Source organism: Bacillus sp. ISL-46 (assembly GCF_018613205.1).
In genome coordinates, this window is record NZ_JAGGQR010000041.1 from 1 (window position 1) to 17,050 (window position 17,050).

At 38.2% G+C, this 17,050-nt stretch carries 16 protein-coding genes; 14 read left to right on the forward strand and 2 right to left on the reverse strand.

From position 1 onward, the window contains the following. The first annotated feature begins 237 nt into the window (after nt 1-237). The 3 genes from J7E67_RS19340 (at nt 238) to J7E67_RS19350 (ending at nt 1,858) form a co-directional block, all read left to right on the forward strand. A complete protein-coding gene (locus J7E67_RS19340; protein ID WP_214714806.1) occupies nt 238-618 on the forward strand; it encodes a CidA/LrgA family protein in 381 nt (126 codons plus the stop codon). Next, entirely contained in the window at nt 599-1,297 is a 699-nt protein-coding gene (locus J7E67_RS19345) for an LrgB family protein (RefSeq protein WP_214714808.1), read from the forward strand. Before J7E67_RS19340 ends, J7E67_RS19345 begins: the two co-directional genes overlap by 20 nt. A gap of 135 nt (nt 1,298-1,432) precedes the next feature. After that, nucleotides 1,433-1,858 (forward strand): hypothetical protein, encoded by a 426-nt coding sequence (locus J7E67_RS19350; protein ID WP_214732671.1) that lies wholly within the window; start codon nt 1,433-1,435, stop codon nt 1,856-1,858. A gap of 1 nt (nt 1,859) precedes the next feature. On the opposite strand, the gene J7E67_RS19355 is transcribed toward J7E67_RS19350, so the two are convergent. Further along, complete coding sequence (locus tag J7E67_RS19355) at nt 1,860-2,780, reverse strand: TetR/AcrR family transcriptional regulator (RefSeq protein WP_214714811.1); 921 nt, start codon at nt 2,778-2,780, stop codon at nt 1,860-1,862. A 183-nt stretch (nt 2,781-2,963) separates the two neighbouring features. On the opposite strand from J7E67_RS19355, the gene J7E67_RS19360 reads away from it, so the two are divergent. From J7E67_RS19360 to J7E67_RS19370, 3 genes are all read left to right on the forward strand, one after another. Next, complete coding sequence (locus J7E67_RS19360) at nt 2,964-4,502, forward strand: DHA2 family efflux MFS transporter permease subunit (RefSeq protein ID WP_214732672.1); 1,539 nt, start codon at nt 2,964-2,966, stop codon at nt 4,500-4,502. A 130-nt stretch (nt 4,503-4,632) separates the two neighbouring features. Next, the gene (locus tag J7E67_RS19365; RefSeq protein ID WP_214714815.1) at nt 4,633-5,235 is read left to right on the forward strand and encodes a branched-chain amino acid aminotransferase; all 603 of its coding nucleotides are present in this window, start codon (nt 4,633-4,635) and stop codon (nt 5,233-5,235) included. Between the two features lie 88 nt (nt 5,236-5,323). After that, nucleotides 5,324-6,097 (forward strand): cobalamin-binding protein, encoded by a 774-nt coding sequence (locus J7E67_RS19370; protein ID WP_214714817.1) that lies wholly within the window; start codon nt 5,324-5,326, stop codon nt 6,095-6,097. Nucleotides 6,098-6,213: 116 nt separating this feature from the next. On the opposite strand, the gene J7E67_RS19375 is transcribed toward J7E67_RS19370, so the two are convergent. Further along, nucleotides 6,214-6,513, reverse strand: a complete 300-nt coding sequence (locus tag J7E67_RS19375; RefSeq protein ID WP_214732673.1) for a hypothetical protein — start codon at nt 6,511-6,513, stop codon at nt 6,214-6,216. A gap of 303 nt (nt 6,514-6,816) precedes the next feature. Between J7E67_RS19375 and J7E67_RS19380 the strand changes: the two genes are divergently transcribed. The 8 genes from J7E67_RS19380 to J7E67_RS19415 all read left to right on the forward strand — a co-directional run bounded on the left by J7E67_RS19380 (nt 6,817) and on the right by J7E67_RS19415 (nt 16,970). Beyond that, entirely contained in the window at nt 6,817-7,488 is a 672-nt protein-coding gene (locus J7E67_RS19380) for an NAD-dependent epimerase/dehydratase family protein (protein ID WP_214714935.1), read from the forward strand. A 22-nt stretch (nt 7,489-7,510) separates the two neighbouring features. Next, complete coding sequence (locus tag J7E67_RS19385) at nt 7,511-8,317, forward strand: uroporphyrinogen-III synthase (RefSeq protein WP_214714822.1); 807 nt, start codon at nt 7,511-7,513, stop codon at nt 8,315-8,317. A gap of 659 nt (nt 8,318-8,976) precedes the next feature. Next, on the forward strand, nt 8,977-10,332 hold the full coding sequence (locus J7E67_RS19390) for an NAD(P)-dependent oxidoreductase (RefSeq protein ID WP_214732715.1): 1,356 nt from the start codon (nt 8,977-8,979) through the stop codon (nt 10,330-10,332). Nucleotides 10,333-10,364: 32 nt separating this feature from the next. Continuing rightward, nucleotides 10,365-11,651, forward strand: a complete 1,287-nt coding sequence (gene preA, locus J7E67_RS19395; protein ID WP_214714824.1) for an NAD-dependent dihydropyrimidine dehydrogenase subunit PreA — start codon at nt 10,365-10,367, stop codon at nt 11,649-11,651. Between the two features lie 21 nt (nt 11,652-11,672). After that, nucleotides 11,673-13,091, forward strand: coding sequence for a dihydropyrimidinase (gene hydA / locus J7E67_RS19400; RefSeq protein ID WP_214714826.1), 1,419 nt, complete (start codon nt 11,673-11,675; stop codon nt 13,089-13,091). 154 nt (nt 13,092-13,245) lie between these two features. Continuing rightward, entirely contained in the window at nt 13,246-14,718 is a 1,473-nt protein-coding gene (locus tag J7E67_RS19405; RefSeq protein ID WP_214714828.1) for an NCS1 family transporter, read from the forward strand. Nucleotides 14,719-14,768: 50 nt separating this feature from the next. Further along, complete coding sequence (locus J7E67_RS19410) at nt 14,769-14,987, forward strand: hypothetical protein (RefSeq protein ID WP_214714830.1); 219 nt, start codon at nt 14,769-14,771, stop codon at nt 14,985-14,987. A gap of 354 nt (nt 14,988-15,341) precedes the next feature. Then, the gene (locus J7E67_RS19415) at nt 15,342-16,970 is read left to right on the forward strand and encodes a PucR family transcriptional regulator (RefSeq protein ID WP_214732716.1); all 1,629 of its coding nucleotides are present in this window, start codon (nt 15,342-15,344) and stop codon (nt 16,968-16,970) included. The last annotated feature ends 80 nt before the right edge of the window (nt 16,971-17,050 follow it).

Here is a 17,050-nt window from a genome sequence, read left to right on the forward strand (position 1 = left end):
CTTTACGGGGTCACTTCATTACTGGGAATCGGCTTTTTTGCTTTATGTAGGGAAATACGAAATAAAAGTAAGTTTTTCTAACATGTATTAAATCGCTTTTATAAAATTTATGTTAGAAACCATTCCACATTTACAGAAAAACTCAAAAAGGTATGCAATACTGACGTTAGAGAAATTAATTATGACCCCATTTATAAAAAAATGGGTGATTAGATTTAAAACCGGGGGGTGAGCCGAATGGTTCGTACTATTGCTCAGTTTCTCACAATATTAGTAATATATTTGATTGGTACAAGGCTCGTTACTTGGCTGGATCTTCCTGTCCCAGGAAGTATTGTTGGTATGGCGCTCTTATTCATTGCATTGCTGTCAGGTGTTTGTAAGCTTAATTGGGTCGAAGCAGCCGCCCAGCTCCATATTAAACATATAACACTTCTATTTATTCCATTTATAGTAGGTGTTTGGCATTTTGCAGGGATTTTTAGAGTAGAAGGTATAAAATTAGCAATCATCCTAGCAGCAAGCAGCCTGGTTGTTCTTCTTGTTACAGCATTTATTGCTGAGTATTTAGAAACTAAAAGAAAAAGGAGTAAACAAAATGGGAACCATGATTTCTAATATATTGTTATGTACCAGCATTACTTTAATGAGTTATGCAGTAGGAAATAAGGTGTTTAAAACTTATAACAAGGCATGGTTAAATCCGTTATATACTGTAACAGTCTTCATCATTTGTTTATTGACGCTTTCTCATGTACAAGTGGCCCAATATTCATCTGGAACAGGAATATTTTCACTTTTATTAGGGACTGCCACTGTGTCACTGGCTGTTCCCTTATATAAACATGTGAGAATTATTAGAAAAAATTTCTTAATTATTTTCGGGGCGGTCATGCCAGGCACATTAACTGGTGTAATTTCAATTGTCTTGTTGACGAAGTATTTGCACATGAATAAGGAAATTATGTTGTCGCTTATTCCAAAATCAGTCACTGCTCCAATTGCCTTATCCGTATCCCAGTCATTAGGGGGAATTCCGTCACTTACGATTTTATTTGTTTGTATTTCTGCGGTTTTTTCTTTAATGGTTGGGCCAATTCTTTTAAATTTTACTCGAATTAGAAGTAGAATTGCTAAGGGATTAGCGTTAGGAACCTCTGCTCAGGCAATTGGTGCCAACCGTGCATTTGAATGGGGAGAAATAGAAGGGGTCATGGGGAGCATAGCGATGATTACCTCCGCATTGATCATGTCTATTATGATACCTCTATTATTGCAACTTTCCTTTATTAAATAACTCTTAATCATAATTAATAAATTCATTACCGTCTTCTTAAAACATTTTAATGAAAATGAAATATTTCTATCTGAAACCAAAAATACCCATCCGTCGTCAAATTAAATAGAAGCAGATAAATAAGGAGGCGAACGGGTGGAGGGGATAAGAAAAATGGCTGTTATCCTATTGATCGTTTTGGTCATAGGATTTGGTCTAGTTTTCAGCAGTTTTGGTTCTGCGATTTTTCAGGAGGGAAATCCATTACCATTAATTATTTCTGCAATGAAGCTTCACTTTTCCGATTCTGAATTTGAGCTGTTCTCAAAAACAGATAAACGAAGCAGATACTTATCCGAAAGTAGTCAAGATAGCAGCTATAATGTTGCAAAAAAATATATGAAATCAAAAGGATGGAAGTTTCAAGAACAAATGGGTTCAGGGTTAATATTTACAAAAAATGGTAAGGATGCAATCGTGGTGGTAAAACAATATTCAAGGAATTACTTTATTTGGGAAATTCAGCAACGCTTATCAAATAATAAAAGCCTTACATACACAAAACAAACCCCTAATCCTTAGATTAGGGGTTTGTTTCTTCCGACTCTGTCACACTATAAAAAGCCTCGATCAATTCATTAAGCTGCCCTAGTTCTTTTTTCCAAAGTGATTCGGGGTTTTGCGTTAATGATAATAGGGCACTTTGAATAAGAAACTTTCTTGGTGATTTTGTATGGATGATTTCCTCATGAATAAAATCCAGAAGTTCATTGTATTTGCTTTGTTCTTCTACATCTTGAATGCTTTTCGTTATCGATGCCCTTAACGTTACCGCTATTTTCATCAGTTGAGTGATTATCTCATGATTGTTTTTTTGGCAGCCAGGGACCCATTTTTCTATAGTTTTAGGCTCTATTAATTGATCCCCTGATTCAGAAACCTCATCCACCATTTTAACCAAACGCGCTACACTGTAGCGGACAACACTGTTTACTTTTTCACCAGATTCATGGGCCATTCTATTGTATTGAACATTATATTGTAATATCCCTTGAAACATAATCGCACAATCTAGCAGGAATGGTTTTTTCTCTTCGCCGAAGATGTCGATAAACCGATTGTAATACCAACGAAGTGAATTTAAACGACACCGTTGGATAAATTGTTTAAGGTCAGCATCATTAGAGGACAATACTTCCTCGTAAAGGGCAATTAATTTATTTTTCCTATTAGAAATCATTTGCATTTCCACTTGCTTTATAAAAATCTCAATACTAGAAGGGTTTTGACCGATTAATAAATCGTTTCGATCCTTTTCGAGCCTATTAAAAATTGTTTTATAAATCGCGATTAATAATTCGCTTTTAGATGAAAAATAATTATAAAACGTTCCTTTAGAAATCCCGCTATAGTCTAAAATATCTTGAATAGATGTCGCTTGGAATCCTTTTTCGATGAATAATTGATGAGCCATATTTACTACATGCTGCTTTCGGTCATTCATAAAATCACCTTTATTTCCATTTGTACTATCAGTATAAAAATATAGTACATTATTTAAAGCATTATTACAAATCCATAATTTTGTAGGTTTTTTTAATTGCAAAAATTAAACTGAGCGTATATTATTATGTAAGTGTGAAACAGGGGTATAAAAAATTGAACATATATTATAGGGGGAAATTTAATGGATCAAACCATAAAAAAGACAGCTGGCCCACCGTATGGCGTTCTTGCCATACTGATTATCGGAGCTTTTATTGCATTCTTAAATAACACATTATTAAATATCGCACTGCCTTCGATCATGACTGACTTAAAAATTGACCCATCAACTGGTCAGTGGTTGATAACCGGTTTTATGTTAGTAAATGGAATTCTGATTCCATTATCAGCATTTTTAATTCAAAAATTTTCTGTTCGGCAATTATTCCTAGCAGCCATGCTTTTATTTACGTTAGGAACTGTATTAGCAGGCTTTGCTCATGCCTTTCCTCTATTGTTATCTGGTCGGATGATTCAGGCTTCTGGGTCAGCGATTATGATGCCCTTGTTAATGAATGTAATGTTAACAAGTTTTCCAGTTGAAAAACGGGGATTAGCAATGGGGGTTTTCGGGTTAGTATTAATGTTTGCTCCGGCAATTGGACCGACTTTATCCGGTTGGATTATCGAACACTATGACTGGAGAATGCTCTTCCATTTTGTCACACCAATAGCGATTCTCGTCGTTTTGCTTGGCTTTTTCTTACTTAAAGATAAAAAAGGTAAGGTTGATATTCGTCTTGATTTCTTATCTGTGGTGTTATCAAGCGTAGGTTTCGGCGGAATACTTTATGGATTTAGTTCAGCTGGAAAAGAAGGATGGGATAGTCCGCAGGTTTATGGTACTCTTGCTGTTGGGCTCATTTCATTGGTAATATTTATTTTGCGTCAATTAAGTCAAGAACGGCCACTTCTTAACTTCCGGATTTATAAATATCCAATGTTTGCTTTATCTTCTTCTATTTCCATGGTAGTTACAATGGCGATGTTTTCAGGAATGCTTCTTCTGCCAATTTATGTTCAAAATATTCGCGGGATTTCCCCGATAGATGCGGGTTTAATGCTGTTGCCAGGGGCAATTCTAATGGCCATTATGATGCCGATTACAGGTAAACTTTTTGATAAGTTCGGTGGTCGTGCTTTAGCTATTATTGGTTTATCGATTACAGTAATAACAAGTTATTTATTAAGTAAATTAACACTGGAAACCACTTATACTCATTTAATTGTTTTATACACGATCCGTATGTTTGGTTTTTCGATGGTAAATATGCCAGTTACGACCAATGGCTTAAACCAATTACCGGCACGGTTTTATCCTCATGGCACGGCGATGAATAATACGATGTCGCAGGTATCTGGTGCCATTGGTACAGCGTTGTTGGTGACGATTATGACAACTCGTGCGAAAACACATGCAACTGAAATAGTTGAGGCTGCAAAGAAGGTTGTACCTAACCCGTCAATAAAGGTTACAGAAGCCATGAAACTAAAAATGCAACATCAAATTGAGATGCAAGCTCTGTTGGAAGGAATTAATGATGCTTTCTTTGTAAGTGTATTTATCGCTGGTCTCGCTTTAGTTCTTGCCTTATTTATTAAACGGGCAAAACAAGCAGAAGATCCAGGTGAGGTAAAGCAGTCCTCTCAAAAGGTAAAAACGAAATTAGCGGAAAATTAAATAGCAATTAGAGGGGTGGCTTTTATATAGTCACCTCTTTTTTTTGCAAAATAACATTATCACATTTGCTTTTTTACACATAAACACTCAATATTAAAATAGAAAAGTGAATCATAGGAGGACATTCCTGATGTTAAAAGACCAAATCAAACAGTACATATCTGAACAGCAAAATAACCCAAACGGCAATAGTATTACCATTTTTAAAGAAGAAAAAGAGTATCTCGAAAAAAATCAGCTGGGTGATAATATCCAATTTGCGGAGAAGGATGTTAGTGTGCGCTTTGCAGACGCCTACATTGAACGTTGTGATAAAGAAACAGAAAATATGCTAAAGAATGAATCGTCTTCATTCTTGACTCAGCCTCTCGATTACTTAAAAATGCATAAAAATGAATTTATTTATTTAGAGTCCAATTGGTTTGATTTAATTGGTGTCGAGGCTGTTTCATTAGAAGCGGATGATGTATTTGGGACATACGATGTAATGTTGGGATTAAAACTACAAAAGAAATTTGAAAAAGCGTTAAAGGAAAATTTAAATACCCAATTACACGGGGATGAAGCAAAATTCGACTTAATGTTCAGCTTGGAAGATGGATTATGGAATTTGAATTTTGCCCTAAACTATGTGGAAGGTTTTAACGAAGAGATATCCATAGGTGAGGCGTTCCAGCTCATTTATAGCTTTCTATTTCAGTTGGTTGAGGCCGTAGAAGGGGAAAGGAAATAAAAATACCCAAAAGCGCATGGATGATATTCCATCCATGCGTTTTATGATTCTTTTGCTATAGCTAAAATGAGAGGAGAGATGGTAGATCATGCGAGTCATTTCCTTGTGCCCTAGTAATACCGAAGTCATGGAATATCTGGGTTTAACACACTTATTAGTAGGGGTGGATGACTTTTCCGATTGGCCCGCCTCAATCGAAAGTCTGCCTAAGTTAGGTCCCGATTTATCGATTAACATGGATTTGGTTGAACACCTTGAGCCAGATATGGTCCTGGCCTCCTTAAGTGTTCCAGGGATGGAAAAAAATGTTGAAGCTCTAAAGAAACGAGGAATCCCCCATCTTGTTTTAAATCCACAATCACTAACAGATATTGAAAACGATTTAATCACAACGGCTGAAGTTCTTGGCGAACGTGAACGGGGAGTGGAGGTGGCACGGCAATTTCGTTCCCGGCTTGAAAAAGTAAAAAAGCAGAGTGCAAATCAAAGTTACCGACCACGTTTGTACTGGGAATGGTGGCCAAAGCCGATTTTCACACCAGGAAAAATAAACTGGCTCACGGAGATTTCCGAAGCTGCTGGGGCAATGAACATTTTTGAGAATGTTGAATTGGCCAGTGTTCAAACGGAATGGGAAGATGTAATAAGTCGCAAGCCCGATTTTATTTGTCTTGCTTGGGTAGGAGTGAGGAAAGATAAGATTCAAAAAAGCCTTGTAAAAAAGAGAACGGGATTTGAAGAACTAGGATTTAAAAGTGATGACCAAATTCTCATTCTTGAGGAAGAACTGTACTGCCGCCCCTCACCAAGACTGCTCGATGGATTAGAAAGGTTAGTAGATTTGATTCATAGATTTAAATGACCACAGAAGCACTTTTTTTATTTTTGGGTAAATGAAAAGACTTCCATTTACCAAGGGATCGTAAATTTTCTCTGTACGGTAAATGAAAAGGGAGGGTTTTACCCCCTCCCTAAAAATCAACTAAAATCCCGCTCTGTAATCGAAATGGCTGAACCCGTTGATGTGTGCTGGTTTACCCAGCCTAGCGATGTTTCCGAGACATTAGTCCAATTGGGTATTTCTTCCTTATGTTGTTCAACCCAACTCATGCAGTACTGTGGGTCAATATTATAATCGAGGCACTGGGCTAGGAAAGATTGAATCGTTTCTTCGTTGCAATTCTCCCATGAACCACAAGTATTACTCCACACATTCTCCATTTTTGTTTGCAGCGATACATCATTAATAAAATTACTAAATTGGAAATCGTTAGTCATCCATGTTCCTCCTTAAAAAATTTTTCACATCCTCAGTATGTCCAAGGAAAAAATAATTGAACAAAAATAATCTATTATATTGACAACTTTATCGTGATCTTCCATATTTACCTCATTGAATTTTGTATCTTCCTTTTAGAGTAAGATACAGAGTCAAAATTATACATCTAAGGATTAATATTCTTCATTATTCACGAGGATTGTGTAATAATCTTAATGATACCGATATAAATAATATCTTATCTCTTTTGTTAAAGAAATTTTGAGATAAATGGTTGGATAGAAAGGGGATATATTGTGAGTATCGGAAATAAAACGGCACTTGTTCTAGGTGCTAGCGGACTAGTAGGAAATGAATTAGTAAAAACCCTCATCCAACAAAATAATTATGAAAAAATCCATTTGTTAGTACGAAGACCGATTGAATTCAATGATCCATCATGTGAAGAACATATTGTTGATTTTGATCAGCTGCATAAATACCAAGAATTGTTTCAGGTAACAGATGTTTTTTGCTGTATAGGAACTACTATTAAAAAGGCAAAAAGCAAGGAAGCTTTTCGAAAAGTAGACTATAAATATCCGGTCGAGGCAGCAAAAATATCATCAAAAAGTGGTGTAGAGAAATTTCTCATAATAACAGCGATGGGGTCAAATTCTAAATCATTGATTTTCTACAATCAAGTGAAGGGACAAGTGGAGGAAGCTCTACGTAAGTTAATTATACCATCAGTTCATATTTTCAAGCCATCACTATTGTTAGGAGAGCGGACAGAGTTTCGTTTTGGGGAAAGAATTGCGGAAAAAGCAAGTGCCATTTTAAATTTACTTATGATTGGCCCATTACGGCCTTATAAAGCGATTGAAGCAAGGAACGTCGCTGCAGCAATGGCAGCCGTGGCCCAGACTGATAAAAGTGGCGTGAACATTTATCCTTCACATGAGATTGAACGAATCGCAAGAGAAAAAAAATAATAAGAATTGAGAGGTTAGTGCAATGGAAAAGGGTTTAACTGGAAAGCGAGTCGTCATTTGCGGTTCGCGAAAAATAGAAGAAATAAGTACGATAATTGGAAAACAAGGAGGTGTTCCTCTAGTCCGTACCCTGCAAGGGACTGTATTTTTAGCAGAAAAGGAAGTGGAACCTGATTTACGCGAATTTGTACAGAAAGGTGCCGATTGGGTGATCTTCACAACGGGGATTGGTTTTGAGACACTTGTGGATTTAGCAACAAAGCTTGGATTAAAAGAGTCCTTTTTAAAGAACCTTCGTGAAGCAAAGATAGCATCTAGAGGCTATAAAACACTATCTGCATTAAAGAAATATGAGATTAAACCAATCGTTGTCGATGAGGATGGAACAACAAAGGGATTAGCTCAATCACTCGAAACCGTAGATCTCTCTGGAAAAAGAGTTATGTTACAACTTCACGGGGAAACAGCACCAGCATTAACAAAATTTCTCAAAGATCGCGGTGCCACTGTCCAGAAGTTACTCCCATACCAGCATATAGCACCTGAAAAAGAGATAGTGGCAAAGTTATGTAATGAACTTCAGTCCGAGGAATGTGACGCGGTATGCTTTACTACGGCAACCCAGGTTCACTCGCTTTTTGATTATGCAAGAGAACATGAAATCTTGACAGACATCATTGATTCCTTCAAACAAAAAACAGTAGCTGCAGCCGTTGGAAAAGTAACCGCAGCAGCATTAAAAGAGCAAGGGGTAGAACGGATCCTTGTTCCTGAAAATGAGAGAATGGGAGCAATGGTTATCGAGTTGTCTAAATATTTTCAGAGTTAAACATGGCTGGGTGTACCTTCAATAAATGGTTGGTACACTTTTTTTTATAAAAAAGGTGTAGATTCCTCCACTTTCGTAGAAAATGTCGAGAAGTTTTTTAAGATTGTTTCATTAGAAGCCAGTGGTCCTTAGAAGGATGATGTATTGTTAGGTAAGTAATACTTTACGGATTAGACTTTAGAAACTGAACAAATAAAGCATGTAAGAAAGATTGACAATTCGATTTCTTTTTACAATATTTTTGGTATCATTGTGTTAAATTGAAAAAGAATTCAGAAAAGTGTACAAGAAATCTGCCCGCTGATAAAACTATATCCAAAATTCTTTATCATTTCCAATTTTCATCTGACAACAATACTCCCCTTGGGTTGCATTCATAGTAAACTACTTTCTTTTTACATAATGATTAATTAAATGCTTGCATCAATTTACAGATTGTTAGGTGAAATGTCTAAAATCAGTCTGTATAATTATAATAAGATGCAGAATTTTCTGCAAAATAGATAATTGACTAAAGGAGTTGGTCCTTTTTTGGTAATATCAGTTTATTAAAGCGCTTACATTTTAAAGATCAGCACTTAAATAATTTATTTATTCCATATGTATTGGCCGTAAACCATTCATATAAGAAGGAGGGCTTCTCTTTGGCGAATGAAAAAATGCAGCGTATTTCCTTATCCAATCTTGATCAGAACTTTCTAGAGGTGGAGCAGGGACTGACAAACCAAGAAGCTGTTGAAGAATCCAATCGATGCCTCTATTGCTATGATGCTCCATGTATAAAGGCCTGCCCGACAGGTATTGATATTCCAACCTTTATTAAAAAAATTGCCTCAGGAAACTTACTAGGTTCTGCTAAAACAATCATGTCCTCAAATCCAGTTGGTGCAAGCTGTTCTAGGGTTTGTCCAACGGATGAACTATGTGAAGGAGCTTGCGTCCTAAATCATTCAACCAAGCCGATTATGATAGGCAATTTACAAAGATATGCTACGGATTGGGCAATGACAAATGATCAAGTACTTTTTCGACCAGGTCAAGCGAATGAACGAACAGTTGCTGTCATCGGCGGTGGTCCGGCTGGACTATCGGCGGCAAGGGAACTGGCGAGATTGGGTTACGAGGTTACGATATTTGAGGGGGCCGAGAAAGCAGGCGGCTTAAATACGTATGGAATTGTCTCTTTCCGTTTACCTCAAAGAATTTCCTTCTGGGAAGTAGAGCAGGTTGAGAAATTGAATGTAACCATTAAAACGAACACAATGGTCGGCAAGGATATTTCAGCGGAAGAAATTACTGAAAATTTTGATTATGTAGTATTGGCAGTAGGTATGGCACATGTTCCAAACCTGGGAGTTGAAGGCGAAAACTTAGCGGGTGTATTTGATGCGATTGAATTTGTCAAGGCAACAAAAAGTGGCCAGTTATCCGAAGAGTTTGTTGGAAAACGGGTTGTCGTAATTGGTGCTGGGAATACCGCGATTGATGGTGCGACTTGTTCCGTTCGGTTAGGAGCTGAAAACGTCAAAATCTTATACCGGAGAACGGAAGAAGAAATGACGGCCTATGAATTTGAATATGATTTTGCCAAACAAGACGGTGTGGAATTCCGCTGGTTAACAGCACCAAAAAGGATTATCGGTGATGAAACCGGGAAGGTAACCGGAATAGAGTGTATCAAAATGAAACTGGGGGACCCAGAAAAAGATGGACGGCGCAGACCTGTAGCAATCGAGGGATCCGAATATGTGCTTCCTGTCGATGCTGTGGTAAAAGCAATCGGGCAAACCAGACACCTGAAATTAATTGAAGGGTTCGATCTTAGCCATGATGGCGGGGTTGTCAAGGTAGATAAAGAAACCTTCCAAACCTCTAATCCCAAAGTGTTTGCATGCGGCGATGTTGTGTTTGGTAAAGGGAATGGGGACGCCATGGTCGTAACCGCTGCGCAACAGGGAAAAGATGTGGCCTATTCCATTCATAAACAATATTCTTATGTCGGAACGGCAAAATAACTTCTTATTTGATAAAAAGGGGAGAAAAATAGATGGCTGATTTACGTATTAATCTTGCAGGGATTAAATCTCCTAACCCGTTCTGGCTGGCATCAGCACCGCCTACCAACTCTGGCTATCAGGTACAGAGAGCCTTTGAAGCTGGTTGGGGTGGGGCAGTCTGGAAAACATTGGGCGATCCTATTTTGAATGTATCATCAAGGTTTGCTGCAATTAGTTTTAACGGACAAAGGGTGGCCGGTTTCAATAATATTGAACTAATCACCGACCGACCTTTAGATGTCAACTTAAAAGAAATCTATGAAACCAAAAAGCGATTTCCTAACCATGCGATCATTGCTTCGTTAATGGTGGAACCAAAGCAGGAAAAGTGGCATGAAATCGTTAAACGTGTGGAGGATGTCGGTGTTGATGGACTTGAGTTGAATTTTGGATGTCCCCACGGGATGGCAGAGCGCGGCATGGGTTCGGCTTCGGGCCAGGTCCCTGCACTTGTTGAGCGTCAGACTTTTTGGGTGAAAGAAGTTGCTAAGACACCTGTTATTGTAAAATTAACGCCAAATATCACTGATATTACTGCAACAGCTGAAGCTGCTTGCAACGGTGGTGCTGATGCGATCAGTATGATTAATACGATTAATAGCCTCATGGGCGTCGACCTAGATTCTTGGAATACCATTCCACATGTGGCTGGGAAGGGAGCACACGGCGGCTATTGCGGACCTGCAGTTAAGCCGATTGCCTTAAATATGGTCGCTGAATGTGCTAGACATCCGCATATTAACGTGCCAATTTCGGGGATTGGCGGTATTTCCAATTGGAGGGATGCCGTTGAATTTATGTTGATGGGAGCGACAGGCGTTCAAATTTGTACGGCCGCCATGCACCATGGTTTCCGAATTGTTGAGGACATGATTGAAGGATTAAGCAATTATCTAGATAGTAAAGGGATTGATTCTGTTTCTGAAATCATTGGGAAATCCGTCCCTAAATACTCCGATTGGGGCAACTTGGATTTAAATTACAATATCGTCGCAAAAATCAATACCGAGGTTTGTATCAATTGCAATAAGTGCCATATCGCCTGCGAAGATACCTCGCATCAATGTATCGATATGTTGACGGACGCAAATGGAAAGAGCTTCCTCAAAGTGAGGGAAGAGGATTGTGTCGGTTGTAATTTATGTTCGATCGTATGTCCTGTAGATGGGGCGATTGATATGGTCGAAGCAGCAAGAGAACTGCCGCCGATGACTTGGAATGAACGACAGGCTGCCTTAAGTGGAGTTGTAGAATGTAAAGCAGATCTAACCAAGTAGAAGATTTGGAGGGAATTATTGATGAAAAAAATTATCAAAAACGGGACCATTGTCACGGCTACAGACACATACCAAGCAGAAATATTAATCGAAGATGGTAAAATATCACTAATCGGGACGAATCTATCAGTGACTGGCGCGGAAATAATCGATGCGAAAGGCTGTTTTGTTTTTCCAGGAGGGATCGATCCACACACCCATCTCGATATGCCATTTGGTGGAACGGTGACAAAGGATGATTTCGAATCAGGGACCATTGCTGCTGCCTTTGGCGGAACGACAACGGTTATTGATTTTTGCTTAACCAATAAGGGGGAGCCGCTGAAAAATGCGATTCAAACATGGCATGATAAATCAGGAGAAAAAGCTGTTATTGATTATGGTTTCCACTTAATGATCTCAGAAATCAACGAGAATGTTCTCAGTGAGCTCCCTCAAGTTATTACTGAAGAAGGAATTACCTCTTTTAAGGTATTTATGGCTTACAAAAATGTATTTCAAGCGGATGATGAAACATTGTTCAAGACACTTATCTCTGCAAAAGAACACGGAGCCTTGGTCATGGTCCATGCAGAAAATGGGGATGTCATTGATTACTTAACGAAAAAAGCCCTTGATGAAGGGAAAACGGCCCCGATTTATCACGCACTAACGAGACCGCAGGAATTAGAGGGCGAAGCTACAGGGCGTGCAGCAAAATTCACGGGACTTGCCAATTCACAGCTATATGTAGTACATGTCTCCTGTGCAGATGCAGTGGAACAAATAGCGATAGCCCGAAGCAAGGGCTTTGATGTCTGGGGAGAAACCTGTCCTCAATATTTAGTCCTTGATCAAAGCTATTTAGAAAAGCCTAATTTTGAAGGGGCTAAATATGTTTGGTCACCGCCATTAAGAGAGAAGTGGAATCAGGATGTTCTTTGGAATGCTTTGAAGAGTGGTCAATTGCAAACAATTGGTTCTGACCAATGTTCCTTTGATTTTAAAGGGCAAAAGGATTTAGGAAGAGATGATTTTACTAAAATACCGAACGGCGGTCCAATTATTGAAGATCGTTTGTCGGTTTTATTCTCTGAGGGGGTGAAGAAGGGACGGATTAGTCTGAATCAATTTGTTGATATTACCTCAACCCGCAGCGCAAAGCTTTTTGGATTATTCCCGAAAAAAGGGACAATCACCATCGGTGCAGATGCAGACCTTGTTATCTTTGATCCGAATATCGAACGTGTGATTTCGGCCGAAACACATCATATGGCTGTTGACTACAATGCGTTTGAAGGTATGAAGGTAACCGGCGAGCCTGTTTCGGTGTTGTCTCGTGGGGAATTTGTTGTTCGCGACAAGCAATTTGTTGGAAAACCAGGTTCTGGCCAATATTTGAAGAGGGCAAAATATAATAAAAATACACTAGTAAACCAAAGTGAAACACTATCTATCTAGCTAATTATCTTAGTTTCACTCAAACACTAATCGAACTACTCCTATTTGCAATTGCTCAGATTTGCTGAGCAATTGCCTTATTAATTGTTTGTTGACCGTTTGTTGAATTTGTCTAGGATTCTAGAAAATCAAACCGAAAACAAGGAGTGTTCACATGAAAAAAAGCCACTTAAAATCACCAGATTTATTACCGATTCACCATAAGGACAGGACAATCACTAAATTAGGTTACTCGTTTATGTGGGTAGGAATGGTGGTCGTACTTGCCACCTTTGCGATTGGTGGAGCAGGGGTTAAGAGTTTATCTTTACCATGGGTCATTCTGGCAACGATCATTGGAAGTCTTGCGATTGGATTTTTCATTTCATTGATCTCAGATATCGGAATTGAACATGGCTTGTCCTTCCCTGTTTATATGAGAGCACCGTTTGGAACAATCGGAACCCATATCCCTTCTATTACCCGAGGAATAACGGCATCGATGTGGTTCGGCGTAAATACTTACTTTGGCTCGACGGCGATGAATGGTATCTTAAATATTTTATTTGGCTTTGATAATTGGTTTGTTTGCTTTCTAATCTTTGCAGCGGTTCAACTGATTAATACTGCACTTGGTATAAAATCGATTGAGCGATTTGCCGATTTAGCCGCACCTATTATTCTGATTATTTCACTATGGATGTATGTGTCATTATCAGATCAGGCAACAGCTGCAGGCAGAGAGGTCTGGAGTTGGGTCGAGTCCCCTGTAACCGGCGGCGCTGCTTTTTCAGCCTTTTTAGTTGTTATTTTTAGTAATATGGGTTTTTGGGCGACATTAAGTGCAGATATTCCCACTATTTCACGCTTCATCAAGGCACCAAAAAATGAAAAGAACTGGTTTAAGCGAAATAGAGCTTCTTTAATGGGGAACCTTGTCGCAATGCCACTTACACAAACATTTATGATTGTCATTGGTGCGGTTTCCTATATTGCCGTATTAAACGCTGATCCAGTGGTCGCACTCCAAAAGGCAGCAAGCGGCTTTATCCTTGCTATATTACTGTTAATGATTGTCCTAGCCCAGTGGTCGACCAATACGGCAGCAAATGTTGTGCCAGCAGCAACCATTTTTTCAAACGTGGGCGGTCCGAAGTTCCCATTTTGGGCAGGGGTCATCACTGCTGGAATTGTCGGAACTATTGTTCAGCCATGGCAGTTGTTTGATGTTATTATTCAAGTTCTTCTCTTTGTCGGAGGTATTCTAGCAGCAATAGTCGGTATATTGTTTGCTGATTATTATCTGCTTCGGAAAAGACGTGTAAATGTAACAGAATTATACGAGAACCATGGCCAATTTAAATATATGGGCGGAGTAAATTTAGCTGGATTTATTGCCTGGATTATTGGGGCAGTAGCAGCTTACTTTGTTCCGAATTATGGGTTTTTAGTTGGTTTTATCATTGGTGCTGGGGTGTATTATGTGCTCGCCAAATACTGGTGGTTCCAAAAGTATCCTCAGGCAGAAATCGTGGATCCGAGCGACGAGAAATATTTAGGTATTTCCGTTGGCCGGGATTGGGTAATTGAAGAAAACGCATTTGAAACAGTAATGGAGGAAATTCCAAATAATGTAGATTTATATTAAACAAAACAGGATATAACAAATAGTTTATGAAATTAAAAGGGGGAGATTGGATGTCAGATTATCAGCAATTTCTAGATGAAAGAGACAAAATTGATTTCTTTATTCAGAAAGGCTATCGAATTAATGGGGTTAAAGAACATTTAAATGGGGCTACTGTTGAATTTTTACATCCCAAAGGAAATGTATTTGAAACACTTTTGATTGGAACAGCAAATGCACGAAAATATTTTACTAGTCTTTTATTGAAACAGAATCACACAAGTTCGTGAGTGCTAAGTGTTAAAAGATAATATTAGGGGTGGGAAGTTTGGAATTCTATTTAAGATCAAAGGATAATGCGTACCCTTGTGTAGTCACAATAGATGAAGACAATGGACGTTATACGATACGAAAATCTGATTCTAGCGGTGAGTACTTCAACTCTCCTAAAGAATTAGTGGCCTGGATCATGGAAAATTGGCAGTCTGAAGACTTTCTAGATCGTAATGAATTTGAGTCAATGCTTAGTGAAATAAAAGTATACTTCCCGATAATACTCTAGAAATATAGTGAAAGGATTGGTTGCAGGACCAATCCTTTTTCACCTATTATTCTGTTTTCACTTTTGCGAGGAGAGCCAAATGATGAAAGAACATTTTCAATTAACGGTGGCAGATATTTTAAATCGAAAGCATTTTGAACATGCACGGGTTATCGCTGGGGAAGACGGTATTCATCGATTCGTCAAATGGGTTCATATCGTCGAGGTCACCAGTATTCGAAATCTTCTTAATGGAGATGAACTTATTCTAGCAACAGGTGTTGCCTGGAAAGATAATACCGATTTATTTGTTTCGATGGTAATGGAATTTCTTGAAAACAATGCAGCTGGTTTATGTATTGAAATGGGGACATACATGACAGCCATCCCAGCGGAAGTCATAGATATTGCTAATGAACATCAATTTCCGATTATTATTTTTACACAGGAAGTTCCGTTTGTGAAAATTACTCAAGACATCCACTCAATCATTATTAACCAGCAATACCAGAAGATTTCAGATTTAGAGCATTACTCGCAAAGCTTAAATAAACGACTTCTAACGATGGAGAGTTATGGTGATATTCTTCAATGCATTTTTTCTGCATTGGATTTACAAATTATTTTCCGCTTAAAGAATCTGGACTATGAATTTGTCCCGGAAATTAGTCAAGCAGAACAAAAAAAACTAATGACCCAGCTTGAAGGGACCGAAATACACCCATGTGATCATATAGCGTCTGCCCCTATATTCTTATTTGGTCAAGAATATGCAGAGTTATTTATTTATTCAGAGGATATCCCTATCAGTGAATACGATTTATTGATTTTGGATCGTACCGCAACAGCACTGGCCCAGCATTTATTAAGGGAAATGTATGTCGAAGAAAAAAAGCGCGTCGAGGAGTTTGAGTGGCTTTACGGCTGGCTTGAGGGTGAACATTCACTCGAAAGCATTAGTGAATATTTTACACAGAACGGGATTAAAACAAAAACGAATGATGCAGTGGTCTTAATCACAAAGCTTATTCCTCTAAAAGAAAGAATAACCCAAGATGTTACCTATTTAAAGTTATTATTTCGCTCGGTATTTGAACAGAATGGCTTCACTGTGTTTCCTGTTGAAAAAAGGAATGAGCTAACATTCATTCTTGTAAATAATCGGACGAAAAAGAATGTAAAGGAACGGATTAAGAAGGCAATTGAATCCATTACCGAATCAGAGTTTATTAGAAAACAGTGCTCAGCAAAAATCTTGATTGCGGTAGGAAATTTTATTGGAAATTTTAATGAAGTACATAGAAGTTATCTCACAGCGAAGGAAACTCAGCGAATACAGCAAAAGATGACCAATAAAGCGACCTATTATTTTTATGAGGATCTGCATTTATATCGTCTTATTTCACAAATGAGTAAACACGTTAACCTAAAAGAGATTGCAGCAGAGTATTTACAGCCTGTTATTCAATATGATCAAAAATATAATGGCAAGCTGCTAGAGACATTAAAGGTCTATTTAGAATGTAATGGATCAAAACAAGAAGCCGCAAGCAAGCTTTTTATTGTCAGGCAAACACTGTACCATCGCCTGCAAAAGCTTGAAAACATTCTGGGAGAAGACTTTATGGATCATGAAAAACGAGTAGCTATCGAATTCATGCTTCTTGTCCAAGATTACTTATCAGCTTCCCAACAAAATACAAGCAATACCAGTTTCAGAAAAACAGAATAAATGTCCAATTACTATTCAAATCGTCAAAGAATTGTTTCGCCTCAATTAACATTTTGTCTAATGAAAGCATGGTTTAGATA